This is a genomic window from Streptomyces sp. NBC_00158, assembly GCF_045160885.1.
Lineage (GTDB): Bacteria > Actinomycetota > Actinomycetes > Streptomycetales > Streptomycetaceae > Streptomyces.
In genome coordinates, this window is record NZ_CP108161.1 from 5,842,783 (window position 1) to 5,865,176 (window position 22,394).

The 22,394-nt window shown below is 73.6% G+C and carries 21 protein-coding genes and 2 tRNA genes; 10 read left to right on the top strand and 13 right to left on the bottom strand.

What is annotated here, in order from left to right; all coding sequences use genetic code 11:
• Positions 1–116: 116 nt before the first annotated feature.
• Complete coding sequence (locus OG553_RS26860) at positions 117–1,439, bottom strand: serine-threonine protein kinase (protein WP_405981435.1); 1,323 nt, start codon at positions 1,437–1,439, stop codon at positions 117–119.
• 153 nt (positions 1,440–1,592) lie between these two features.
• The gene (locus OG553_RS26865; protein ID WP_405981436.1) at positions 1,593–2,840 is read right to left on the bottom strand and encodes an exo-beta-N-acetylmuramidase NamZ domain-containing protein; all 1,248 of its coding nucleotides are present in this window, start codon (positions 2,838–2,840) and stop codon (positions 1,593–1,595) included.
• Positions 2,841–2,948: 108 nt separating this feature from the next.
• Between OG553_RS26865 and OG553_RS26870 the strand changes: the two genes are divergently transcribed.
• The 3 genes from OG553_RS26870 to OG553_RS26880 are packed head-to-tail and all read left to right on the top strand — an operon-like array spanning position 2,949 to position 6,055.
• Positions 2,949–3,728 carry an SDR family NAD(P)-dependent oxidoreductase gene (locus tag OG553_RS26870; protein WP_405981437.1) on the top strand — a complete coding sequence of 260 codons (780 nt, stop codon included), beginning with the start codon at positions 2,949–2,951 and terminating at the stop codon, positions 3,726–3,728.
• Positions 3,725–5,407, top strand: a complete 1,683-nt coding sequence (locus OG553_RS26875; RefSeq protein WP_405981438.1) for a class I adenylate-forming enzyme family protein — start codon at positions 3,725–3,727, stop codon at positions 5,405–5,407. The genes OG553_RS26870 and OG553_RS26875 overlap by 4 nt, the downstream gene beginning before the upstream one ends.
• 36 nt (positions 5,408–5,443) lie before the next feature.
• Positions 5,444–6,055 (top strand): TetR/AcrR family transcriptional regulator, encoded by a 612-nt coding sequence (locus OG553_RS26880; RefSeq protein WP_405981439.1) that lies wholly within the window; start codon positions 5,444–5,446, stop codon positions 6,053–6,055.
• Here the strand turns inward: OG553_RS26880 and OG553_RS26885 are convergent.
• On the bottom strand, positions 6,052–7,179 hold the full coding sequence (locus OG553_RS26885) for an alkene reductase (protein WP_405981440.1): 1,128 nt from the start codon (positions 7,177–7,179) through the stop codon (positions 6,052–6,054). The two genes, OG553_RS26880 and OG553_RS26885, sit on opposite strands and share 4 nt — an antisense overlap.
• A gap of 73 nt (positions 7,180–7,252) precedes the next feature.
• Here OG553_RS26885 and OG553_RS26890 point away from each other — a divergent pair, with 73 nt between their 5' ends.
• The gene (locus OG553_RS26890; RefSeq protein ID WP_405981441.1) at positions 7,253–7,642 is read left to right on the top strand and encodes a MerR family transcriptional regulator; all 390 of its coding nucleotides are present in this window, start codon (positions 7,253–7,255) and stop codon (positions 7,640–7,642) included.
• Positions 7,643–7,689: 47 nt separating this feature from the next.
• Entirely contained in the window at positions 7,690–8,268 is a 579-nt protein-coding gene (locus OG553_RS26895; protein WP_405981442.1) for a TIGR03086 family metal-binding protein, read from the top strand.
• A gap of 210 nt (positions 8,269–8,478) precedes the next feature.
• Here the strand turns inward: OG553_RS26895 and OG553_RS26900 are convergent, their stop codons facing one another.
• The 7 genes from OG553_RS26900 to OG553_RS26930 form a co-directional block, all read right to left on the bottom strand.
• Positions 8,479–9,696 (bottom strand): acyl-CoA dehydrogenase family protein, encoded by a 1,218-nt coding sequence (locus OG553_RS26900; RefSeq protein ID WP_405981443.1) that lies wholly within the window; start codon positions 9,694–9,696, stop codon positions 8,479–8,481.
• Between the two features lie 13 nt (positions 9,697–9,709).
• On the bottom strand, positions 9,710–10,735 hold the full coding sequence (locus OG553_RS26905; protein ID WP_405981444.1) for a phosphotransferase family protein: 1,026 nt from the start codon (positions 10,733–10,735) through the stop codon (positions 9,710–9,712).
• Between the two features lie 142 nt (positions 10,736–10,877).
• A complete protein-coding gene (locus tag OG553_RS26910) occupies positions 10,878–11,789 on the bottom strand; it encodes an MBL fold metallo-hydrolase (RefSeq protein ID WP_405981445.1) in 912 nt (303 codons plus the stop codon).
• An 88-nt stretch (positions 11,790–11,877) separates the two neighbouring features.
• Entirely contained in the window at positions 11,878–12,174 is a 297-nt protein-coding gene (locus OG553_RS26915; protein WP_405981446.1) for a hypothetical protein, read from the bottom strand.
• Between the two features lie 91 nt (positions 12,175–12,265).
• Positions 12,266–12,586 (bottom strand): DUF202 domain-containing protein, encoded by a 321-nt coding sequence (locus tag OG553_RS26920; protein WP_405981447.1) that lies wholly within the window; start codon positions 12,584–12,586, stop codon positions 12,266–12,268.
• Positions 12,583–12,981 (bottom strand): YidH family protein, encoded by a 399-nt coding sequence (locus tag OG553_RS26925; protein ID WP_007263218.1) that lies wholly within the window; start codon positions 12,979–12,981, stop codon positions 12,583–12,585. The genes OG553_RS26920 and OG553_RS26925 overlap by 4 nt, the downstream gene beginning before the upstream one ends.
• A 20-nt stretch (positions 12,982–13,001) precedes the next feature.
• Positions 13,002–13,571, bottom strand: coding sequence for an NUDIX hydrolase (locus OG553_RS26930; RefSeq protein WP_405981448.1), 570 nt, complete (start codon positions 13,569–13,571; stop codon positions 13,002–13,004).
• Positions 13,572–13,658: 87 nt separating this feature from the next.
• On the opposite strand from OG553_RS26930, the gene OG553_RS26935 reads away from it, so the two are divergent.
• Entirely contained in the window at positions 13,659–15,314 is a 1,656-nt protein-coding gene (locus OG553_RS26935; RefSeq protein ID WP_405981449.1) for an FAD-binding dehydrogenase, read from the top strand.
• Between the two features lie 66 nt (positions 15,315–15,380).
• Here the strand turns inward: OG553_RS26935 and OG553_RS26940 are convergent, their stop codons facing one another.
• Complete coding sequence (locus OG553_RS26940; protein WP_007263215.1) at positions 15,381–15,806, bottom strand: ASCH domain-containing protein; 426 nt, start codon at positions 15,804–15,806, stop codon at positions 15,381–15,383.
• Positions 15,807–16,102: 296 nt separating this feature from the next.
• Between OG553_RS26940 and OG553_RS26945 the strand changes: the two genes are divergently transcribed.
• The 3 genes from OG553_RS26945 to OG553_RS26955 all read left to right on the top strand — a co-directional run bounded on the left by OG553_RS26945 (position 16,103) and on the right by OG553_RS26955 (position 20,298).
• The gene (locus tag OG553_RS26945) at positions 16,103–17,053 is read left to right on the top strand and encodes a hypothetical protein (RefSeq protein WP_405981450.1); all 951 of its coding nucleotides are present in this window, start codon (positions 16,103–16,105) and stop codon (positions 17,051–17,053) included.
• Positions 17,054–17,079: 26 nt separating this feature from the next.
• Positions 17,080–18,630, top strand: coding sequence for an APC family permease (locus OG553_RS26950; RefSeq protein ID WP_405981451.1), 1,551 nt, complete (start codon positions 17,080–17,082; stop codon positions 18,628–18,630).
• A 222-nt stretch (positions 18,631–18,852) separates the two neighbouring features.
• Positions 18,853–20,298 (top strand): amino acid permease, encoded by a 1,446-nt coding sequence (locus OG553_RS26955; RefSeq protein ID WP_405981452.1) that lies wholly within the window; start codon positions 18,853–18,855, stop codon positions 20,296–20,298.
• A 133-nt stretch (positions 20,299–20,431) separates the two neighbouring features.
• Here OG553_RS26955 and OG553_RS26960 read toward each other — a convergent pair.
• Both OG553_RS26960 and OG553_RS26965 read right to left on the bottom strand, forming a co-directional pair.
• Positions 20,432–20,516: transfer RNA gene (locus OG553_RS26960), tRNA-Leu, on the bottom strand.
• A gap of 150 nt (positions 20,517–20,666) precedes the next feature.
• Positions 20,667–20,751 (bottom strand) — tRNA-Leu (locus tag OG553_RS26965).
• Between the two features lie 169 nt (positions 20,752–20,920).
• Here OG553_RS26965 and OG553_RS26970 point away from each other — a divergent pair.
• Positions 20,921–22,246, top strand: a complete 1,326-nt coding sequence (locus OG553_RS26970) for a M20/M25/M40 family metallo-hydrolase (RefSeq protein WP_405981453.1) — start codon at positions 20,921–20,923, stop codon at positions 22,244–22,246.
• Positions 22,247–22,394 lie beyond the last annotated feature (148 nt).

Consider the following 22,394-nt stretch of genomic DNA (forward strand, 5'->3'; position numbering starts at 1 on the left):
GCTGACCGCGTCACTCCGTCGAACGAAGCAACCCCCCGTGACGTGCCCAACATGCCCGGCAGGATGTGGGCGCATGCGGGGGCGGTCGAGGCGTGCGGGTGGCACATGGCCGGAACTCAGCGCCCCATGCGCCCCGCCCCGACCACGATCCGGGCCAGTTCCTCATGGCAGATGTCGCTGTGCGCCCCCGACGGCGCACCGCCCCGGCGCACCACGGAGCCCGCGTCCACGCTGACGCAACCCGCCCCCGGCAGCCCGTCCCGCAGGGCCGCCTCCAGGCTCAGCCGCGGCGCGCCGGGCACCGCCCGCACCCCGTCGTGCCCGACCGCGCCCCACCGTTCGTCGAAACCGAGGAGACCGGCCGAATCGCCCGCCATCCGGGAGGCCAGCGGGTAGAACACGCGCAGCGCGGAGTCGTACGCGGAATGGCAGGCCACCACCGGTCCGTCCACCCGGCGCTGGAGCCCGCCCAGGGCCCCGCCGCGCCGCCGGTCGTGGGGGAGCCGGTCGCTGAACGCGTAGTGGGAGAAGGCCCCCTGGAGCAGCGTCAGCGACTTCACGTGCCGCGCCCCGTCCGGCACGGCCCGCAGCGAGAAGGACACCACCCGGGCGCCGAAGCTGTGGCCGACCAGATGGACGCGCAGGGCCGGCCGGCGGCCCGCGAGGTCGGTGAGGACCGGGCCGAGGCCGTGCTCGCCGACCAGCCCGGCGCGCTTCTTCATCTCGTAGTACGTGGCCTGGCGCAGCAGTTCCTTGGCGCCGCCCCACAGGGCGCGCGCCCCGCCGCCGAGCGCCGCCGCCGGAGCGGCCCCCGCCTCGGCCAGGGCCTCCGCCAGGGCCCGGCACACCTCGACGGTGTCCCGTACGAAGACGGCCGGCACCTCCGGGCCCACGGCCGGCACCCCCGGGCCGACGGCCGGGCCCGCCGCCTCGGCGTCCACGAGCCGGCGTACCAGCGCCCCGAACTCGGCGAACGCCGCGGGCGGTTCCGGCCGCTCCGCGAGCAGCGCGGCGACCCGGTCGAGCTCGGCCTCCCGCCCCGGCCAGAACACCCCGAGCGCCGCGCGCGTGGCGTCGTCCAGAGCCGTCCCGGCCTCCGCCCCGGCCTCCGCCCCCGGGAGGGCGCCGTGCGGGTCGAAGTCCGGGATCGGTTCGTCGGGGAAGCGGATCGACGGCCACACCACCCCCACGTACCCCAGCCGCACCCCCGCCCCCACCAGTCCGGGGAAGGGGGCGAAGAAGCGGTCGAAGAGCCGGGTCGAGGTGGACCGGTCGCTGTTCCAGCCGTGGGCGAAGACCAGCAGGTCCGTCGCCTCGATCCGGGCCACCGCCGCCCGCGTGGCCGGATCCACGTCGCCCTGGGCGTCGAAGGTCAGCTCCTGGTACGGACCCACTCCGATCCCGGCTCCGGCCACCGCCGCACCACCGTCGTCCACCATGGCCTCCCCCTTCCCGCGCGCCGCCTCCGGTGCTCGCAGCATCCCGCCGCCGGGCCGCGTCGGCCAGACCCGCGACGCCACCGGTCCGCGAAGAGCCCCCGGCCCGTCCCGCGAAGAGCCCCGTCCCGTCCCCCGGCGGGGCCCCGGCCCCGGTCAGGGGTACAGCAGGTACCCCGCCCGCACCGCCGTGAACCCCGCCAGCCCGGCCGCCCAGGCGTCCGCGACCTCCTCCACCCCCGCGCCCGCGTCCACCATGGTCCGCACCCGGTCGGAGCCGGTCAGCCGGTCGATCCAGTGGTCCGCCCGCCACCCGAACCCGCTCCACACCCGCCGCGCCGTCACCAGCAGCCCGATCCCCGCCCGCACCGGATCGAAGGCCTCCCGGTCGTGCACGACCAGCCGGACCCCGCCGCAGACCTTGCCGGCGTGCTTGGAGAACGCGGGAGTGAACCAGGTCTCGCGGAACCACACCCCGGGCAGCCCCAGCCCGTTCGCCGCCTCCGACCACCGCCGGTCGACCCCCTCCGCGCCGACCACCTCGAAGGGAGTGGTCGTACCCCGCCCCTCGGACAGGTTGGTCCCCTCGAAGAGGCAGGTCCCCGCGTACGCGAGCGCCGTGTCCGGGGTCGGCATGTTCGGGCTCGGCGGCACCCACGGCAGGCCGGTCTCCCCGAAGAAGGACCCGCGCCGCCAGCCCGACACCGGCACCACCCGCAGCCGCGGACCGGCGGCCTTCAGGAACTCCCCGTTGAACAGCAGGGCCAGCTCGCCCGCCGTCATCCCGTGCGCCAGCGCGATCGGCTCCCGGCCCACGAAGCTCGCGTACGCCCGCTCCAGCACCGGCCCGGCCGCCCGACGCCCGCCCACCGGGTTGGGCCGGTCCAGCACCACCACCGCCTTGCCGGCCAGCGCGGCCGCGCGCATGCAGTCGTACAGGGTCCAGATGTAGGTGTAGAAGCGTGCTCCGACGTCCTGGATGTCGAAGACGACCGTGTCGATCCCGGCCGCCGTGAACACGTCCGCGAGCTGCTGCCCGCTCTTGCCGTACGTGTCGTGCGCCGGCAGCCCGGTCGCCGGATCGCGGCCCGCCGCCTCGGACCCGCCGGCCTGGGCCGTCCCGCGGAAGCCGTGCTCCGGCCCGAACACCGCCACCAGGTCCACCCGTTCGTCGGCGTGCAGTACGTCGACCAGGTGGCGGGCGTCGGCGGTGATCCCGGTGGGGTTGGTGACCACCCCGACCCGCTGCCCGGCGAGTTCCGCGTACCCGTCGGCGGCGAGCCGCTCGAAGCCGGTGCGCACCCGCCCGGCGGCGGCCGCCGGTCCGGCCCCCGCGCCTCCCAGGGCCCCTGCGGCCCCCACGGCCCCCGCCATCCCCAGCACCCCGCGTCGCGACAAGGTCATCCCGCCAAGCTAGGGCCCGCACCCCTTCCGCCGTCACATACCGACTGGTTAGTCTGCCGGGATCCGGCCGGTCCGGCCGGCAGCCGGCAGTGACGAGAGGTGACCCCCGTGAGCGCGAGCGCGTACCAGGACCAGCGAGTCGTCGTCACCGGCGCGGGCGGCGGCATCGGCGCGGCCCTCGCCCACCGCTTCGCCGCCGAGGGGGCCACCGTCGTCGTCAACGACCTCGACGCCGCCAAGGCCGCCTCCGTGGCCGGTGCCGTCGCCGCGGCCGGCGGCCGGGCGGTCGCCGTCCCCGGCGACGCCTCCGCGATCGTCGCCGAGGCCCGCGAGGCCCTCGGCGGCACCGTCGACGTGTACTGCGCCAACGCCGGACTCGCCTCCGGCGGCGACGCCTTCGCCGACGAGGCCGTCTGGGAGGCCGCCTGGGACACCAACGTCATGGCGCACGTGCGCGCCGCGCGGGCCCTGCTGCCCGACTGGCTGGAGCGCGGCAGGGGCCGCTTCGTGTCCACCGTCTCCGCCGCCGGGCTCCTGACCATGATCGGAGCCGCCCCGTACAGTGTCACCAAGCACGGTGCCCTCGCCTTCGCGGAATGGCTGTCGCTGACCTACCGCCACCGGGGCGTCCAGGTCCACGCCATCTGCCCGCAGGGGGTGCGCACCGACATGCTGACCGCCTCCGGTTCGGCGGGGGATCTGGTCCTGGCGCCCACCGCGATCGAGCCGGAAACGGTCGCCGAAGCGCTGTTCGACGGCATGGAGAAGGGCCGGTTCTTGATCCTCCCGCACCCCGAGGTGGCGGACTTCCACGCCGCCCGCGCGACCGACCCCGACCGCTGGCTGCACTCCATGAACCGCCTCCAGCAGAAGTGGGAGGGCTCGTGACGCCCTCTTCCGCGCCCCCCTCCGCGTCCCCGTACGCCGCCCGGCCGTGGCTGGGCCGGCTGAGCCCCGCCCAGCTGGCGCCCGTGACGCCGCCGGCCAGCGTGCTGCACGCCTTCCGGGCCGCCGTGGCCCGGGCGCCGGGGCGCACCGCCCTGGCGTACTTCGACGGGCGGATCGGGTACGCCGAGGCCGACGCCCTCTCGGACTCGCTGGCCGGGTACCTCGCGGGACGGGGCGCCCGGCGGGGCGACCGGGTGGCGGTCATGCTGCAGAACACCCCGCACTTCGTCCTCGCGGTGCTGGCCGCGTGGAAGGCCGGGGCGGTCGTCGTCCCGCTGAACCCGATGTACAAGGCGGGGGAGGCCGGGCACGTCCTGCGCGACTCCGGGGCGGTCGCCCTGGTGTGCGGGGCGGCCGCGTGGGAGGAGTACCTGCGGGACGCGGTCGACGGCTCGGCCGTACGGACCGTCCTGACCGCCCGGCCCACCGACTTCCAGACCCGCGACGACCCCCGGGTCCTCCCGCCCCGGGTCCCGGACCAGGTCGGCGCGCCCGGTGCCGCCGACCTGCTCGACGTGGCCCGCCGGGGCCACCCCGCCCCGGCCGGACCCGGGCCCGCCGCCGCCGACACCGCCCTCATCAGCTACACCTCCGGCACCTCCGGCACCCCAAAGGGCGCCATGAACCCGCACGGGGCGATCACCTACAACGCCACCCGCCAGGTCACCGGCCACCCCGTCCCCGAGGGCGCCGGGTACTTCGCGCTCGCCCCGCTCTTCCACATCACCGGCCTGGTCTGCGAGCTCGCCGCCTGCTTCGTCAACGCCGGCACCCTCGTCCTAGCCCACCGCTTCCACCCCGGGGCCGTCCTCGACGCCTTCCTCGAACACCGCCCCGCCTACACCATCGGCCCGGCCACCGCCTTCACCGCCCTCGCCGCGCACCCCGACGCCACCCGGGACCACTTCGCCTCCTTCCAGGTGATCTCCTCCGGCGGCGCACCGCTCCCGCCCGCGCTCGTCGAACGCCTCCGCGCCTCCTTCGGGTTCTACCTGCGCAACGGCTACGGCCTCACCGAGTGCACCGCCCCCTGCGCCTCGGTCCCCGCGCACCTCGAAGCGCCCGTCGACCCCGCCACCGGCACCCTCTCCGTCGGGGTCCCGGGCGCGCAGACCCTCGTGCGCGTCCTCGACGAGCACGGCGCCGAACTCCCGCTCGGGGAGACCGGGGAGATCGCCGTACGCGGGCCGCAGGTCGTCCCCGGCTACTGGGGGCTGCCCGACGCCACCGCCGCGGCCTTCCCGGACGGCGAACTGCGCACCGGCGATGTCGGGTTCATGGACGCCGACGGCTGGCTCTACGTCGTCGACCGCAAGAAGGACATGATCAACGCCTCCGGGTTCAAGGTCTGGCCCCGCGAGGTCGAGGACGTGCTCTACAGCCACCCCGCCGTGCGCGAGGCGGCCGTCGTCGGCGTCCCCGACGCCTACCGGGGGGAGAGCGTGAAGGCGTACGTCAGCCTGCGCCCCGGCGCCTCGGCCGAACCGGCGGAAATCACCGCCTACTGCGCAGAGCGCCTGGCCGCGTACAAGTACCCGCGCGAGGTGGAGATCCTGCCTGTCCTTCCGCAGACCACCAGTGGCAAGATCCTGCGACGAGAATTGCGCGACCGCGGCTGAAAACAGTCGGAGGATCAGGAGAGGAAGGCGAGCGCCATGGCCGCCAGGACCACCGAGGGCCCCGAGGACGGAAACCGGGAGACCCCGGTGCCGCAGCGGCTGCTGGCCGTCGCCACCAGGCTCTTCGCCGAACGCGGCTACGACCGCACCTCCGTCCAGGAGATCGTCGAGGCGGCCGGGGTGACCAAGGGGGCGCTCTACCACTACTTCGGCTCCAAGGACGACCTGCTGCACGAGGTGTACGCGCGCATGCTGCGCCTCCAGCAGCAGCGGCTCGACGCCGTGGCCGGATCCGACGCCCCCGTCGAGGAGCGGCTGCGGGCCGCCGCCGCGGACGTCGTGGTCACCACCATCGAGAACCTCGACGACGCGATGATCTTCTTCCGGTCGATGCACCAGCTCAGCCCCGAGAAGTACAAGCAGGTACGGGCCGAACGCCGGCGCTACCACGAGCGGTTCCGGGCCCTGGTCGAGGAGGGCATGAGCGCCGGGGTCTTCGCCACCGCCACCCCCGCCGACCTGGTGGTCGACTACTACTTCGGCTCCGTGCACCACCTGTCCACCTGGTACCGCACGGACGGCCCGCTCACCCCGCACCAGGTCGCCGACCACCTCGCCGACCTCCTGCTCCGCTCCCTCCGCCCCTAGGCCGCCGCCACCGCCGCGCCGGACAGCTCCGGGTAGTCGTTGTAGCCCTCGGCGCCCTGTACGTGCATCAGGAACTCGGGGCGGAGCGCGTTGAGCGGGGCGCCCGTGCGCAGCCGTTCCACCAGGTCGGGGTTGGCCAGGAACCCCCGCCCCAGCGCGACCAGGTCGGCGCCCGCGGCCAGCAGCCGCTCGCCCCGGCGCAGGCCCGCGTCGGCGGCGAGCTCCTCGTGGGAGAGGCGGGGGTTGGCGATCAGGGTGCCGGGCCAGGCCCTGCGGATCTCCGCGAAGAGGGGCTGGTCCGGGTCGGCGTGGACCTGGTGCAGGTAGGCCGGACGCAGGTCCGCCAGGGCCGCCACCAGCGCCGGGTAGAGCACCCCGGTGTCCTCCTCCCGCACGCCGTTGACGTTCGTCCCGGGAGAGATGCGCACGCCGACCCGCTCCGGGCCGACGGCATCGGCGACGGCCCGGACCACCTCGACGGGGAACCGGATCCGGTTCTCGACGGACCCGCCCCACGCGTCGGTGCGCAGGTTGGTGTTCCCGGCGAGGAACTGGTGGAGCAGGTGGCCGTTGGCCGAGTGCACCTCCACCCCGTCGAAGCCCGCCTCGACCGCGCCCAGCGCCGCGCTCGCGAAGTCGGCGATGGTGGAGCGGACGTCCTCCTCGCCCATCACGCGGGGCGTGACCCCGTCCCGGAGCCCGCCCGGGGTGTGCAGCGGCTCCGGGAAGCGCACGGCGGACGGCGCGAGCGGTACGTGCCCGCTGGTGTCGGGGTGCCCGACCCGGCCGCCGTGCTGGAGCTGGAGGAACATCCGCCCGCCGGCCGCGCGCACGGCGTCGGTGACCCGGCGCCACCCGGCGATCTGCGCCGGGGTGTGGATGCCGGGGATGTGGGGGTAGGTCTGCCCGACGGCGTTCGGGGTGGTGCCCTCGGCGATGATCAGGCCGGCCGAGGCGCGCTGCGCGTAGTGGGTGGCCATCAGCTCCCCGGGCACCCCGTCGGCCCCCGCGCGGTTGCGGGTCAGCGGGGCCATCACCAGGCGGCTGGACAGCTCCAGGCCGCCGAGGCGGGCGGGTTCGAAGAGGCGGGATGCGGCGGCAGGGGTCTGTCGTGTCTGCGTCATGCCGGTACCGTAGAACCTGACACCAATGTCAGGTTCAAGTACGGATTCGAGGGCGGGGGCCCGGGAGGTGGCCGTGCGGATCGGTGAACTGGCGAAGCGCACCGGGGTCGGTGAGCGTTCGCTGCGCTACTACGAGCAGCAGGGCCTGCTGGTGTCCGACCGGACGCCCGGCGGCCACCGGGACTTCCCCGAGCGGGCCGTCGACCGGGTCATCCGCATCCAGGAGCTCTACGCGGCCGGTCTGAACAGCTCCAGGATCAGGCAGATCCTGCCCTGCATGCGCGACGAGGACGGCGGCCCCTCGGCGCGCGCCACCCCGGCCCTGGTGGCCGAACTGGCGGGCGAGCGGGACCGGATCGACGGCATGATCGGCGACCTCCTGCGCTCCCGGGAGGTGCTGGACGAGGTCATCGCGGCGGCGTCCGGCCGCTCGGCGGCCCCGCGGGATCCCGCGGGCGCGTGATCTATCGTGACGGTTCGATCCGGTTCGGAACTACGGGAGGGCGACGGATGACCGTCGACGGTTTCAAGCTGCTCGCGGACGCGCACGACTACCTGCTCACCGCGGTGCGCGGTGTCCCCGCCGGGGCCTGGGGGGACCCCACGCCCTGTTCGGAGTGGACGGTGGCCCAGGTGCTGAACCACGCGCGGCTGGACCAGCAGGCGCTGGTCATGCAGATCACCGGATCCGCGCCTGCGGGCGACCCCTTCGAGCCCGCCGACGCGACCGCGGAGGACCCGGTCGCGGAACTGGCGGCGGTGCTGGAGGCGGCGGTCCGGGCCTGGGAGTCGGGGCGGGACGCGGAGAGCGTGCCCACGCCGATGGGGCCCATGCCGGCCGGGCTGGGCACGGCCGCCGCGGCGCTCGACGCCGCGGTCCACGCGTGGGACATCGCCAGGGCCACCGGGCAGGACCTGCCGCTGACCGAGGAGATGGCCGCCGGGCTGGAGGACATCGCGGCGAGGATCGTCGACTTCGTGCGCGACTCGTTCGGGAAGTACGCGCCCGCGCTCGCCGTCACGGAGGGGGCGAAACGCGCGGAGAGGCTCCTGGCCTTCACCGGACGCGACCCCCACTGGACCCGCTGACCCCCGCCTGGCTGACCCGCTGCCCCCCTGCCTGGCTGACCCGCTGACCCGCTGACCCGCTGACCCGCTGACCCGCTGACCCGCTGACCCGCAGGCCCGCAGGCCCGCAGGCCCGCAGGCCCGCTGACCCGCTGACCCGCTGACCCGCAGACCGGCAGGCCCGCCGGCTCCCGGCCGCACCGCCCCGCGGTGGTGCGGCCCGGGCGCGGCTCAGGCCCGGTACCGCTTGAGCTCGCGGTGCGCCAGCGAGCGCTGGTGCACCTCGTCCGGGCCGTCCGCCAGCCGCAGGGTCCTCGCCGCCGCCCACAGTTCGGCGAGCGGGAAGTCCTGGCTGACCCCGCCCGCGCCGTGCAGCTGCACCGCCTGGTCCAGGATCCCCACCACCGCGCGCGGGGTGGCGATCTTGATGGCCTGGATCTCGGTGTGCGCGCCCCGGTTGCCGACCGTGTCCATCAGCCAGGCCGTCTTCAGCACCAGCAGCCGCAGCTGCTCGATGGTGACCCGGGCGTCCGCGATCCAGTTCTGCACGACCCCCTGAGCGGCCAGCTCCTTCCCGAAGGCCGTACGTCCCAGCGCGCGCCGGCACATCAGCTCCACGGCCCGCTCCGCCATCCCGATCAGCCGCATGCAGTGGTGGATCCGGCCCGGACCGAGCCGGGCCTGGGCGATGGCGAAGCCGGCGCCCTCGCCGCCGATCAGGTTCCCCGCCGGGACCCGGGCCCCGTCGAAGACCACCTCGGCGTGGCCGCCGTGGTCGTGGTCCGGGTACCCGTACACCGTCATCGCCCGGCGCACCTCCACGCCCGGGGTGTCGCGCGGGACCAGCACCATCGACTGCCGGCGGCGCGGATCGGCGCCGTCCGGGTCGGTCTTGCCCATCACGACGAAGACCTTGCAGTCCGGGTTCATCGCCCCCGAGATGTACCACTTGCGGCCCGTCACCACGTACGAGTCGCCGTCCCGCTCGATGCGCGTCTCGATGTTCGACGCGTCCGAGGAGGCCACCTCGGGCTCGGTCATCGCGAAGGCGGACCGGATCTCCCCGGCCAGCAGCGGCAACAGCCACTGCTTCTTCTGCGCCTCGTCGCCGAACTGCGCGAGCAGCTCCATGTTCCCGGTGTCCGGGGCCGCGCAGTTGGTCGCCATCGGCGCCAGGTGCGGGCTGCGGCCGGTGATCTCGGCGAGCGGCGCGTACTGGAGGTTGGTCAGCCCGGCGCCGTGCTCGGCATCGGGAAGGAAGAGGTTCCACAGGCCCTGGCGGCGCGCCTCGGCCTTCAGTTCACCGAAGACGGCCGGGGTGTCCCAGGGCGAGGCCAGCCGTGCGCGCTGCTCGGCGGCGAGGGCTTCCGCCGGGTAGACGTACTCCTCCATGAACGCGAGCAGCCGCCCGCGGAGTTCCTCGGTCCGGGTGTCGAATGCGAAGTCCATGCCGTGCGGCTCCTCAGCCTTCCTGGAGGGTGGTCAGTCCGTGCTCGATGAAGACCGGCACCAGCTCGCCGATCCGGTCGAAGCCCGCGCCGACCGTCTGACCGAGCGTGTACCGGTAGTGGATGCCTTCGAGGATCACGGCGAGCTTGAACCAGGCGAAGGCCGTGTACCAGGCGATCGACCCGGTGTCCCGGCCCGAGCGGGCGGCGTACCGCTCGACCAGCTCGGCGGGCGCCGGATGGCCGGGCGCCCCGCTCGTCGTGCTGACCGGGGAATCGGCGAGCCCCAGGTCGGAGCTGTACATCACCAGCAGGCCGAGGTCGGTCAGCGGATCGCCCAGGGTGGACATCTCCCAGTCCAGGACCGCCCGGATCCTGTCGTCCGGGCCGCCGATCAGGACGTTGTCCAGCCGGAAGTCCCCGTGCACCACGGTCGGCGCGGGGGAGCGGGGCAGCGCCCGCCCCAGCGCCCCGTGCAGTTCGTCGATCCCGGGGAGCTCCCGGCCCCGGGAGGCCGCGAGCTGCTTGCCCCAGCGGCGCAGCTGCCGGTCCAGGAAGCCCTCGGGCCGGCCGAAGTCGCCCAGGCCCACCGACTCCGGGTCCACCGCGTGCAGGTCGACCAGGGTGTCCACCAGGCCCAGCACCGCCCGCCGGGTGCGCTCGGGTCCGAGTTCCGCGAGCTGCCCGGCGGTCCGGTACGGGACCCCGTCCACGTGCTCCATGACGTAGAACGGCGCCCCCAGTACCTCCTCGTCCTCGCACAGCAGCAGCGGCTCGGGCACCGGTACCGCCGTCCCGTGCAGGGCCGCGATCACCCGGTGCTCGCGCCGCATGTCGTGCGCGGTGGCCAGGACGTGCCCGAGCGGCGGGCGCCGCACCACCCAGCGGGAGGTGCCGTCGGTGACCGCGTACGTCAGGTTCGACCTGCCCCCCTCGATGAGCCGGCCGCTCAGCGGCCCCGCCGCCAGACCGGGCAGCGCGGCGTCGAGACGGCCGCGCAGCCTCACCAGATCGAGGCCTCGGGGATCGGCTGGGGTCATGGGGCGCGCCTCCGTGCGAAGTCGACGACGGGGATTCCCGTTCCGGGAGCCATCATGCCGACCAGTCGGTATGCCGTCCATAGGAGTCACCGGAGGAGTGGCCGAAAGAATTCCCTCCGGCCGGTCCCCGCTCTCCCTCAGCTCACGCGTGGCACAGGATCGGTGTCCCGCCGTTCATCACCGTCATGTCCCGCAGCACCGCCATGATGTCCAGCGGCGCCCCCTCCGGCTCCCCGGCCAGTTCCGCGTACGCCCGGTGCAGGTTCGCCACCAGCCGCTCGCTCTCCCGCCAGGCCGCGAACTCGCCCAGGTCCGCCCCGCGGGCCACCTCCAGCGGGGTGAGGCCCTTCTCCCGGCCCTCCTCGGCCAGCTCGGCCACGTACCGCAGGTAGCGCTCGGTCGCGTCGTACGCCGAGGCGTCGGTCAGCGGTCCGTGGCCCGGTACGACGGTCTCCGCGCCCAGCGAGCGCAGCAGTTCCAGCGCGCGCAGCGAACCGGCGAGGGAGCCCATCGCCAGGAACGGCGTGCCGCCGGCGAAGACCAGGTCGCCGGTGAACACCACCCGCTGCCGGGGCAGCCACACGACCGAGTCCCCGGTGGTGTGGGCCGTCCCCGGGTGGATCACCCGCACCTCGGTGTCCCCGACGTGCAGCGTCAGCCGGTCGCCGTACGTGAGGTCGGGCGCGGTGATCTCTATCGCCCCGAAGTCGGTCGCGGGCCAGATCAGCTCCAGCTGGTGCCCGGCGGCGAGCTGCTCGGCGCGCGCGTTGTCGTGGCCGACGATCACGGCCCCGGGGGCGAAGACGGCGTTGCCGTAGGTGTGGTCGCCGTGGTGGTGGGTGTTGACCACGGTCCGGGGCAGCGGCGCCCCGGACGCCGCGAGGGCATCGCGCAGGGCCAGTGCGCGCCGCTCGGTGGCGGCGGTGTCGACGAGCAGGGTGCGCCCGCCGTCGCTGATCCAGCCGGCGTTGTTCAGGCACCAGCCCCCGTCGGGCTGGACGTAGGCGTACACCCCGGCCGCGGGCTGGACGACGTACGGCTCTTCGACGGTCATGGGCGCTCTCCCCGGGTCGCTGTGACAGGCGGTCAGCATCCTGTCAGCCGGGGTCCGGTCCGGGGAGAGCGGGGGTGGCCGGGAGCCGTCAGTGGTCGTCGTAGTGGCCGTCGTGCCGGGCGTGCCGGTGCCCGTCGTGGAGGTAGTCGAGGTGGTCGCCGTGCGGGACCGCGTCGTGCCCGCAGCCGTCGCCGTGCTCGTGGGCGTGCTCCTCGTGCGGGGCGTGCCCGGTGGTCTCGCACTCGTCCCAGTGCCCCGAGTGCTGCCGGTGCAGGTGGCCGTCGTGCGCGTAGTCCAGGTGGTCACCGTGCTCGACCGCCGTGTGCCCGCAGCCGGGGCCGTGCTCGTGGGCGTGCGTGGGGTGTTCCTGGTGCAGGGTCGTCATGCGGCCGAGGCTAGTGCGGAACGTCCCGGATCGCCCGTTCTGTCCATGTGGCGTGGCAGTATCGGGACCATCGGACCGTCCGACCACCGGCTCAGACGATGACCGCCATCGCGAACACCGCCAGGCCCACCGTGCACAGCACCGCCCCCAGCGCCACACGGGGCGAGAGCCCCGGCGGCCGGGCCCCGGCCAGCTCCCGCACCCGCCGGTGCGCCACCCGCAGGAAGGCCACCCAGATCAGCGCGATCACCGCCGTCCCGGCCACCTCGACCCGCGAGCCCGTCCCGTGCAGGGCCTGCCGCAGCGCCAGCACCGCCGTCACCGAGCAGGCCAGCGTCGTACGCCGCCACGCCAGCCGCGTCCGCTCGGGCTGGAGCCCCGCGTCACGGGCCGCCGTACCGGGCCGGGTCACCGTCCGGCCGTCCAGCCCAGCAGCACGACCACCACCATCGCCGCCGCCACCAGCCCCACGCCCAGGCTCAGCACCACCGGGAACCGCGACACCGGCAGGTCCTCGCCGCGCCGCATGGCCCGCTCGCACCGCACCCAGTGGTTCACGGCCCGCAGCGCGCACGCCGCGCCCACCGCCAGCAGCGCGAAGGCCATTCCGACCCGCACCCCCCACCGCAGGTCCGGCAGGAACTGGTCCACCGCGAACCCGCCGCCCACCAGCGCCAGCGCGGTCCGGATCCAGGCGAGGAAGGTCCGCTCGTTGGCGAGGGAGAAGCGGTAGTCCGGCGTCTCGCCCTCGTCCCGCACCCGCTCCGGTGCGAACCAGAGGCGCACGTCCTTGACGAAGTCGATCACATGGCCAATTTACGTCCCCGTCACGAACCCGGCGCGGGCTGGGTCCCGCCCGGGACCCCGCCCCCGGGAACGGCCCCGCCCTCCCGGAAGGCGCGCAGCCGCCGGTAGGCCTCCAGCCCGTCCGGCACCCACGCCCAGTCCCCGTCCGCGACCCGCCGGTCCAGCTCCTCCTGCGGCAGCCAGGTGTGCCAGTCCACCTCCGAGGCCTGCGGGGCCACCGGCAGGGTGCACCGCACCTCGTGCACGTACGACCACCAGCCGCCGCCCGGACCCTCGTAGAGGAACTTGAACAGCGGCTCCGGCCGCGGCAGCCCGCTCACCCCGAGCTCCTCCCCGGCCTCCCGCAGCGCGGCGTCCGCGTACTCCTCCCCGGCGCCCAGCACCCCGCCCACGAACATGTCGTAGTACGAGGGGAAGACCAGCTTCGACGCTGTCCGGCGGTGCACGAACACCCGCCCCAGCGCGTCCCTGGCCAGGACGAACACGCACCGGTGGAGCAGCCCCCGGCGGTACACCTCGCCCCGGGGCGCCCGCCCGACGACCCGGTCGTCCCGGTCCACCACGTCCAGTACCTCGTCAGCGGGATCCATGGCCCCATCCAACCACCGCTGTTGACTGGTTACCGCTCCGTAGCCAAGGATCTGCCCCACCACCGAGCGACCGGAGGACCGGCAGGCATGACGTACGACGCTGACGTGATCGTGATCGGAGCGGGTCTCGCGGGCCTCGTGGCCACCGCGGAGCTGGTCGACGCGGGCCGCAGGGTGATCCTCCTCGACCAGGAGCCGGAGCAGTCCATCGGCGGCCAGGCGCACTGGTCCTTCGGCGGACTGTTCTTCGTGGACTCGCCCGAGCAGCGCCGCATGCGGATCAAGGACAGCCGCGAGCTCGCCCTCCAGGACTGGCTCGGCACCGCCGGGTTCGACCGGGACGAGGACGCCTGGCCGCGCCGCTGGGCAGAGGCGTACGTGGACTTCGCGGCCGGCGAGAAGCGGTCCTGGCTGCACTCCCGCGGGGTGCGCTTCTTCCCGGTGGTCGGCTGGGCCGAACGCGGCGGCTACGACGCGGGCGGCCCCGGCAACTCCGTGCCCCGCTTCCACATCACCTGGGGCACCGGCCCCGGCCTGCTGGAGCCCTTCGTCCGCAAGGTCCGCGCCGGGGCGGCCCGCGGCCTCGTCCGGTTCGCCTTCCGCCACCGGGTCACCGGGCTGTCGGCCACCGCCGGAGCCGTGGACACCGTCACCGGCGAGGTCCTGGCCCCCTCGGACGCCGTACGCGGCACCGCCAGCAGCCGCGAGGCGGTCGGCGCGTTCAGCCTGCGGGCCCAGGCGGTCATCGTGACCAGCGGCGGGATCGGCGGCAACCACGACCTCGTGCGCGCCCAGTGGCCGCAGCGGCTCGGCACCCCGCCCGCGCGGATGCTCTCCGGGGTCCCCGCGCACGTGGACGGCCTGATGCTGGGCATCACCGAGGCCGCCGGGGCCAGCCACATCAACAAGGACCGGATGTGGCACTACACCGAGGGCATCGAGAACTGGAACCCCATCTGGGCCCGGCACGGCATCCGCATCCTGCCCGGCCCCTCCTCGCTGTGGCTCGACGCCACCGGCAAGCGGCTGCCCGTACCGCTCTTCCCCGGATTCGACACCCTCGGCACCCTCGACCACATCATGCGGACCGGCCACGACCACACCTGGTTCGTGCTCAACCAGCGCATCATCGGCAAGGAGTTCGGCCTCTCCGGCTCCGAGCAGAACCCCGACCTGACGGGGAAGTCCGTCCGCGAGGTGATCAACCGGGCCCGGCAGGCCGTCCCCGGACCGGTCAGGGCCTTCATGGACCACGGCGCGGACTTCATCGTCGAGCGGGACCTGTCGGCGATGGTCCGCCGGATGAACGAGCTCACCAAGGAGGACCTCCTCGACGAGGACGCCGTCCGCCGCGAGATCACCGCCCGCGACCGGGAGATCGCCAACCCCTTCACCAAGGACCTCCAGGTGACGGCCATCCACGGGGCGCGCAGGTACCTCGGCGACAGGCTGATCCGCACCGCCGCCCCGCACCGCATCCTCGACCCCGCCGCGGGGCCGCTGATCGCGGTCCGGCTCTCGATCCTGACCCGCAAGTCCCTGGGCGGCCTGGAGACCGACCTGGCCTCCCGCGTCCTGACCTCCTCCGGCGACCCCCTGCCCGGGGTCTACGCGGCCGGTGAGGCCGCCGGCTTCGGCGGCGGGGGCGTCCACGGCTACCGCGCGCTGGAGGGCACCTTCCTGGGCGGCTGCGTCTTCTCGGGCCGTGCCGCGGGCCGCGCGGCGGCACGGGCCGTCGGGTAGGCCCGGGCGGACCGGTCGGCCGGGGCCCTGGCCGGGCCCCGGCCAACGCCCTGGCCATGACCTCCGTCAGGCAGCTTCCCGGACGATCCGGAAGCGCTCCGCGACCACGAGGGTGTCGTCGTCGACGGTGAAGTCCGGATCGCCCAGCCACTCGCGCAGCTGCTCGCTGTGCCAGAAGCCCTCGTGCGCCGAACGCCATTCGGCCACCGAGGCGAAACCCTCACCCTCGTCCAGCGCGTGGCGCAGGTCGACCTCGGCCAGCCGCAGCACCCGGACGTCCGTGATCTCCAGGACGACCAGGGGCTGCTCGTCGGAGTCGACCAGCACCACGCGCTCGCCCGCCCGGGGCACCGGCTCGCCCTCGGTCTCGTACCCCTTGAGCAGGCCCGTCGTCGTGGTCTTGGCGCCGCTCAGGACGGCGGCGGTCAGAGTGTCGCGCAGTTCGCCGGGGAAGCCCATCTCGAAGGGGCGCAGATCGTCAAAGCTCGTCATCCGCCCACCCTACGAACCGCCGTCCCAGCTCACACCCGCATTTCGAACCGTCACTTGCGTCCCAACTCACCCCTTCTGCTCACCAGTTGAAACGCGCCACCCAGTGGACCGGACCTTGACGCGGAGCTGTGCCTACCGGTTTGCTGTGCGTGATCATCCGGACTGACCACCGGCACGATCAAGCCGCGCCGCCGGCACCTCACGCGTACCACCGAACCAACCGCCCCACCCGTGCCCCCGTGCGCGCACCCGCGCACGCAGTCCACCCGCGCCCGCGTCCTGGAGGGAACCCGCGGATGTCCCCGCCTCCGCCGCCGCCCCTCGGCCGCGCCCGCAAGCGGGACGCCCAGCTCTTCGACCCCGCCCTGTGCGACTCCGAGCTCGTCGGCGTCCGGAGCCAGTTCACCCAGGGCCGCTGGGCCAAGGCCCGCACCCTCCTCGTCGCCACCGGCGACGACTGGGACCGCCGCGGCCACCGCCTCGTCGTCCTCGCCGAGACCCCGGCCGCCACCGCCTGGGCCCGCGAATGGCTGCTCGCCGAACCCGACAGCGCCGACGCCGCCACCCTCCTCGCCTGCGCCGCCGTCTTCACCGCCCTGCGCGGCAAGGGCAGCCCCGAGGCCGCCGACGAGGCCTGCCGCCGCGCCGCCGCACTGCTCCCCGCCGACCCCACCCCCTGGCTCGGCCTCCTCATGCTCGCCCGCGCCTTCGGCACCGAGGAGGAGTTCAGCCGCCACTTCGACCAGGTCCGGGCCCGCCACCGCGAGCACCACCACGCCCACCACCTCATGGTCGCCAGACTCGCCGAACGCGCCCCCGCCTCCGGCCACGACCCCCTCCACGAGGTGTACGACTTCGCCTCCTGGGCCGCCGAGGAGTCCCCGGCCGACTCCCCGCTCGCCGTACTGCCCGTGATCGCCCACGCCGAGCGCTTCCGCGTCCTCGCCACCGCCCGGGGCACCGCCGCCGGGGCCGCCGCCGAGCACTGGACCGGCCGCCGCGCCCGCCAGGTGCTGCGCTCCGCCTTCGACTGGTGGCTGGAGTGGGAGCGCGAGGACCACCCCCGCAACCGGGTCGACCTCAACTTCCTCGCCCACGCGAAGCTCTGCGAAGGCCGCCCCGCCGAGGCGGCCGCCCTCTTCCACCGCATCGGCAGCCATGCCACCCGCGCCCCCTGGTCCTACCCGGACCGCGATCCGCACAAGGCCTTCCTCGCCGCGCGCAGTGCCGCGCTCGGCACCGCTTGACCAGCCACCCCCGAAAGGACCCTGCCATGCCGACGGGCAGATCCACCACGCTCCCAGCCGACTCCGAGGCCGAGATACGCACGTACAAGGGCCAGGACCGGGCCCTGCGCGCCGACCGCCTCGGCACCGCCGGACTGCTGCTCTCCGTCCTCGCCGCCAGCGCGCCCCTGATGGTCGTCGCAGGTGTCATGCCCACGATCTTCGGGGTCATGGGCATCGTCGGCCAGCCGCTGCTCTTCGTCATCCTCGGCGTCGTCCTCGCCCTGTTCGGCATCGGCTACGCCGAGATGAGCCGCCACGTCCACAACGCCGGCGCCTTCTACGCCTACATCGCCCGCGGCCTCGGGCCCACCGCCGGCGCCTCCGCCTCCCTCGTCGCCCTCGTCGCGTACAGCGCCATGCAGGTCGGCGTCTACGGCATCCTCGGCTTCGAGATATCCGGCCTCTTCGCCACCTACCTCGACACCCAGGTCGCCTGGTGGATCCCGGCCCTGATCGCCGTCGCCGCCACCGGCGCCCTCGGCTGGCTCAAGATCGACCTGAACGCCAAGGTGCTCGGCGTCCTGCTCCTCATCGAGTGCGCCCTCGTCGTCGTCTTCGACGCCGCCGCCCTCGGCAAGCCCGGCCCCGAGGGCCTCTCCCTGGACGCCTTCGACCCCTCCACCCTCGGCGGCGCCGGCCTCGGCACCGCACTGTGCTTCTGCATCGCCGCCTTCGTCGGCTTCGAGCAGTCCCCGGTCTACGCCGAGGAGACCAGCAAGCCGCACATCGTCGTCTCCCGCGTCATGTTCCTCGCCATCGGCTTCGTCGCCCTCTTCTTCGCCCTCAGCGCCTGGGCCCTCTCGGTCGCCACCGGCCCCGCCGGCATCGTCAAGGCCTCCGCCGAGGCCGGACCCGGCCTGCTCTTCGAACTCACCCAGAGCCGCCTCGGCGCGGCCTTCACCGACGTCCTGCACGTCCTCTTCGTGACCGGCATGTTCGCGGCCATGCTCAGCTTCCACAACGTCGTCGCCCGCTACGCCTTCGCGATGGGCCGCGAGGGCCTGCTCCCGGCCCGCTTCGGCCGCACCAACCCGGGCACCGGCGCCCCCGCCACCGGCTCGCTCCTGCAGACCGTCGTCGCCGCCGTGGTCGTCCTCGTCTTCGCCGTCACCGACTCCGCCCCCACCGGCGACCCCACCGCCCCCGTCCTGCACCTGTTCACCTGGATGGGCAGCGTCGGCGCCCTCGGGGTCACCGCCCTGATGGCCGCGGCCTCCTTCGCCGTCATCGCCTTCTTCGTCCGCCGCGGCACCGCCGGCGCCCAGATCTGGCGGCTGGTCGCCGCCGGCCTGGCCGGTCTCGCCCTCGTCGGCATCGTCGTCTACACCGTCAAGGACTTCGCCGTCCTGGTCGGTGCCGAGCAGGGCTCCGCGCTGAGCTGGGCCCTGCCCGCGATCATCGCCGTCGCCGCCCTGGGCGGACTGGCGCACGGCCTGCTGCTGAAGTCCCGCCGCCCCGAGGCCCACGCCCGCATCGGCCTGGGCAACGAGGCCTTCCGCCTCGACCAGGCCGCGGACTCCGCACCGGGCGCCTGACGGCCCGCAGTCCTCGTATTCGTACCCCTGGGAAGCCCCCGGAGACCGTTTCCATGGTCGCCGGGGGCTTCCGGGTTCGGTGGCCGATTTTGGCGGGTTGCGGAGGCACGTGGTCTCCTATGGCGACAAAATCACCGGTACCGCGATACGGGGGACACCACCCAGCTCCCCCGCGCGCGGCCGCCGGACCTGCCTGACCGAACCACGAAGGCGAAGTCCCACATGAGTGATCGCACCTTGGCCGAGGCCCCCGCCGAGCCGTCCCGCCGTCCCGTCGACGCCGGTGACGAGGGCTACAGCAAGGACCTCAAGTCCCGCCACATCAACATGATCGCCATCGGCGGGGCGATAGGCACCGGCCTCTTCCTCGGCGCCGGAGGCCGCCTCGCCGGCGCCGGCCCCTCCCTGGCCATCGCCTACGCCGTCTGCGGCGTCTTCGCCTTCTTCGTGGTCCGGGCCCTCGGCGAGCTCGTCCTCTACCGCCCGTCCTCCGGCGCCTTCGTCTCGTACGCGCGCGAGTTCATGGGGGAGAAGGGCGCCTACACGGCCGGCTGGCTGTACTTCCTCAACTGGTCCACCACCACGGTGGCCGACATCACCGCCGCCGCGACCTACGCGCACTTCTGGTCGATGTTCACCGACGTCCCGCAGTGGGTCCTCGCCTTCATCGCCCTGGCCGTCGTCCTCACCGCGAACCTGATCTCGGTGAAGTACTTCGGCGAGATGGAGTTCTGGTTCTCCCTGGTCAAGGTCGCCGCCCTGGTGGTCTTCCTGATCGTGGGCATCTACCTCGTCGCCACCAGCCACGACATCGGCGGCAACACCCCGGGCCTGGCCAACATCACCGACCACGGCGGCATCTTCCCCTCCGGCGTCCTGCCGATGCTCCTGGTGGTCCAGGGCGTGGTCTTCGCGTACGCCTCCGTCGAGCTCTGCGGCGTCGCCGCGGGCGAGACCGAGAACCCCGAGAAGATCATGCCGAAGGCGATCAACTCGATCATGTGGCGCGTGGGCCTCTTCTACGTCGGCTCCGTGGTCCTGCTGGCCCTGCTGCTCCCGTACACCGCGTACTCGGCCGACCAGAGCCCCTTCGTCACCGTCTTCGACAAGCTCGGCGTCCCCGGCGCCGCCGGCATCATGAACCTGGTCGTCCTGACCGCCGCCCTGTCCAGCCTGAACTCCGGCCTCTACTCCACCGGCCGCATCCTGCGCTCGATGGCCATGTCCGGCTCCGCCCCCAAGTTCACCGGCGTCATGAACAAGGGCAAGGTCCCCTACGGCGGCGTGCTCTTCACCGCCGCCTTCGGCGTCGCGGGCGTCGGCCTGAACTACTGGATGCCCGGCGAGGCCTTCGAGATCGTCCTCAACCTGGCCTCCATCGGCATCCTCGGCACCTGGGCCATGGTCATGCTCTGTTCGCTGTTCTTCTGGCGCCGCTCGAAGGACGGCCTGGTCGAGCGCCCGTCCTACCGCCTGCCCTGGGCCCCCTACACCCAGATCGTGACCCTGGTCTTCCTGGTCGCGGTTCTGGTCCTGATGTGGAGCGACGGCGGCGTCGGCCGCACCACGGTCATGTTCCTCCCGGCGATCGCCGCCGCCCTCGTCGGCGGCTGGTTCCTGGTCCGCCGCCGCGTGGCCGAGATCGCGTCCGCCAACGCCGAGGACTGACCGGCCCACCCGTACGCGAGAGGCCCCCGGGCCGGGACCCGACGTCCCGGCCCGGGGGCCTCTTCCGTTTCCCGGAGAGAAGTGCTGCCGGGGAACGAAGAAGGACCCCGCCGGAGCGGGGTCCTTCTGTTTGTGTCCGAGGGGGGACTTGAACCCCCACGCCCGATAAAGGGCACTAGCACCTCAAGCTAGCGCGTCTGCCATTCCGCCACCCGGACAGGGTGTGCGCCTCACGTTCCTCGCGGCCCGTTGCGACGTGGAAAACATTACCAAACATTCCGGGGTGGCTGGTCCACGCCCTCTCCGGCCCGCAGACGTGCTGCCGGGGAACGAAGAAGGACCCCGCCGGAGCGGGGTCCTTCTGTTTGTGTCCGAGGGGGGACTTGAACCCCCACGCCCGATAAAGGGCACTAGCACCTCAAGCTAGCGCGTCTGCCATTCCGCCACCCGGACAGGGTGTGCGCCTCACGTCCCTCGCGGGCCGTTGCGACGTGGAAAACATTACCAAACGCCGGAGCCCCCCGATCACACCCCCCGGCTGGGCTCGGAACGCCCTTGGGCGCAGCGGCCCGGAGCGCGAGGATGGGGGGAGCAGCCGGTACTGATCAGTGGGAGGAACAGCGTGAGCGCATCGGGCGCGGGGAAGGCCGTCTCCGGCGAGGACGAGGTCGTCGACCTCTGCCGGGACCTCATCCGGATCGACACCAGCAACTACGGCGACCACTCGGGCCCCGGTGAGCGCAAGGCGGCCGAGTGGGTCGCCGAGAAGCTCGCCGAGGTCGGGCTGGAGCCGCAGATCTTCGAGTCGCACAAGGGGCGCGCGTCGACCGTGGCCCGCATCGAGGGCGAGGACCCCTCGCGGCCGGCCCTGCTGATCCACGGGCACACCGACGTCGTCCCGGCCAACGCCGCCGACTGGACCTACGGCCCCTTCTCGGGCGAGATCGCCGACGGCTGCGTCTGGGGCCGCGGCGCGGTCGACATGAAGGACATGGACGCGATGACGCTGGCCGTCGTGCGCGACCGCATGCGCAGCGGCCGCAAGCCCCCGCGCGACATCGTGCTGGCCTTCCTCGCGGACGAGGAGGCGGGCGGCACCTACGGCGCCCGGCACCTCGTGGACAAGCACCCCGGGCTCTTCGAGGGCGTCACCGAGGCCATCGGCGAGGTCGGCGGCTTCTCCTTCACGGTGAACGAGAACCTGCGGCTGTACCTCGTGGAGACCGCCCAGAAGGGCATGCACTGGATGCGCCTCACGGTCGACGGCACCGCCGGCCACGGCTCCATGACCAACAACGACAACGCCATCACCGAGCTGTGCGAGGCCGTCGGACGCCTCGGCCGCCACCAGTGGCCGGTGCGCGTCACGAAGACCGTTCGACACTTCCTCGACGAACTCTCGGACGCCCTCGGAACCCCGCTCGACCCCGACGACATGGACGCCACGCTCGCCAAGCTCGGCGGCATCGCCAAGATGGTCGGCGCGACGCTGCGCAACTCGGCCGCCCCGACGATGCTCGGCGCGGGCTACAAGGTCAACGTCATCCCCGGCCAGGCCACGGCCCACGTGGACGGGCGCTTCCTGCCCGGCTACGAGGACGAGTTCTTCGCCGACCTCGACCGGATCCTCGGCCCCCGCGTGAAGCGCGAGGACGTCCACGCGGACAAGGCCCTGGAGACGGACTTCGACGGGCGGCTCGTGGACGCCATGCAGGGCGCCCTGCGGGCCGAGGACCCGATCGCGCGGGCGGTCCCGTACATGCTCTCCGGCGGCACGGACGCCAAGTCCTTCGACGACCTCGGCATCCGCTGCTTCGGCTTCGCGCCGCTCCAGCTGCCGCCGGACCTGGACTTCGCCGGCATGTTCCACGGCGTGGACGAGCGGGTGCCGGTGGACGGGCTGAAGTTCGGCGTCCGGGTCCTGGACCGGTTCATCGACAACGCCTGAGGCGTGCGCGTCGCCCCATAACGCCGGGGAATCGGGAAGGTGTGCGGATTCCACTGAGAAGAGTGAATGCGCTCATACGCTCGTAGCCCCGGTGATCCCTCCTCGTTACAGGTGGTGCGGTCCGCGGCTGGGACCGCACTTGCCTACT

Bases quoted from the DNA above. Each gene is read 5' to 3' on its own strand.
- OG553_RS26910 (WP_405981445.1), bottom strand. From the start codon at position 11,789: ATGACCGTCGAAGAGCCGTACGTCGTCCAGCCCGCGGCCGGGGTGTAC.
- OG553_RS26945 (WP_405981450.1), top strand. From the start codon at position 16,103: ATGTCCCCGCCTCCGCCGCCGCCCCTCGGCCGCGCCCGCAAGCGGGAC.
- OG553_RS26880 (WP_405981439.1), top strand. From the start codon at position 5,444: ATGGCCGCCAGGACCACCGAGGGCCCCGAGGACGGAAACCGGGAGACC.
- OG553_RS26915 (WP_405981446.1), bottom strand. From the start codon at position 12,174: ATGACGACCCTGCACCAGGAACACCCCACGCACGCCCACGAGCACGGC.
- OG553_RS26860 (WP_405981435.1), bottom strand. From the start codon at position 1,439: ATGGTGGACGACGGTGGTGCGGCGGTGGCCGGAGCCGGGATCGGAGTG.
- OG553_RS26900 (WP_405981443.1), bottom strand. From the start codon at position 9,696: ATGGACTTCGCATTCGACACCCGGACCGAGGAACTCCGCGGGCGGCTG.
- OG553_RS26930 (WP_405981448.1), bottom strand. From the start codon at position 13,571: ATGGATCCCGCTGACGAGGTACTGGACGTGGTGGACCGGGACGACCGG.
- OG553_RS26895 (WP_405981442.1), top strand. From the start codon at position 7,690: ATGACCGTCGACGGTTTCAAGCTGCTCGCGGACGCGCACGACTACCTG.
- OG553_RS26950 (WP_405981451.1), top strand. From the start codon at position 17,080: ATGCCGACGGGCAGATCCACCACGCTCCCAGCCGACTCCGAGGCCGAG.
- OG553_RS26935 (WP_405981449.1), top strand. From the start codon at position 13,659: ATGACGTACGACGCTGACGTGATCGTGATCGGAGCGGGTCTCGCGGGC.
- OG553_RS26955 (WP_405981452.1), top strand. From the start codon at position 18,853: ATGAGTGATCGCACCTTGGCCGAGGCCCCCGCCGAGCCGTCCCGCCGT.
- OG553_RS26885 (WP_405981440.1), bottom strand. From the start codon at position 7,179: ATGACGCAGACACGACAGACCCCTGCCGCCGCATCCCGCCTCTTCGAA.
- OG553_RS26865 (WP_405981436.1), bottom strand. From the start codon at position 2,840: ATGACCTTGTCGCGACGCGGGGTGCTGGGGATGGCGGGGGCCGTGGGG.
- OG553_RS26940 (WP_007263215.1), bottom strand. From the start codon at position 15,806: ATGACGAGCTTTGACGATCTGCGCCCCTTCGAGATGGGCTTCCCCGGC.
- OG553_RS26905 (WP_405981444.1), bottom strand. From the start codon at position 10,735: ATGACCCCAGCCGATCCCCGAGGCCTCGATCTGGTGAGGCTGCGCGGC.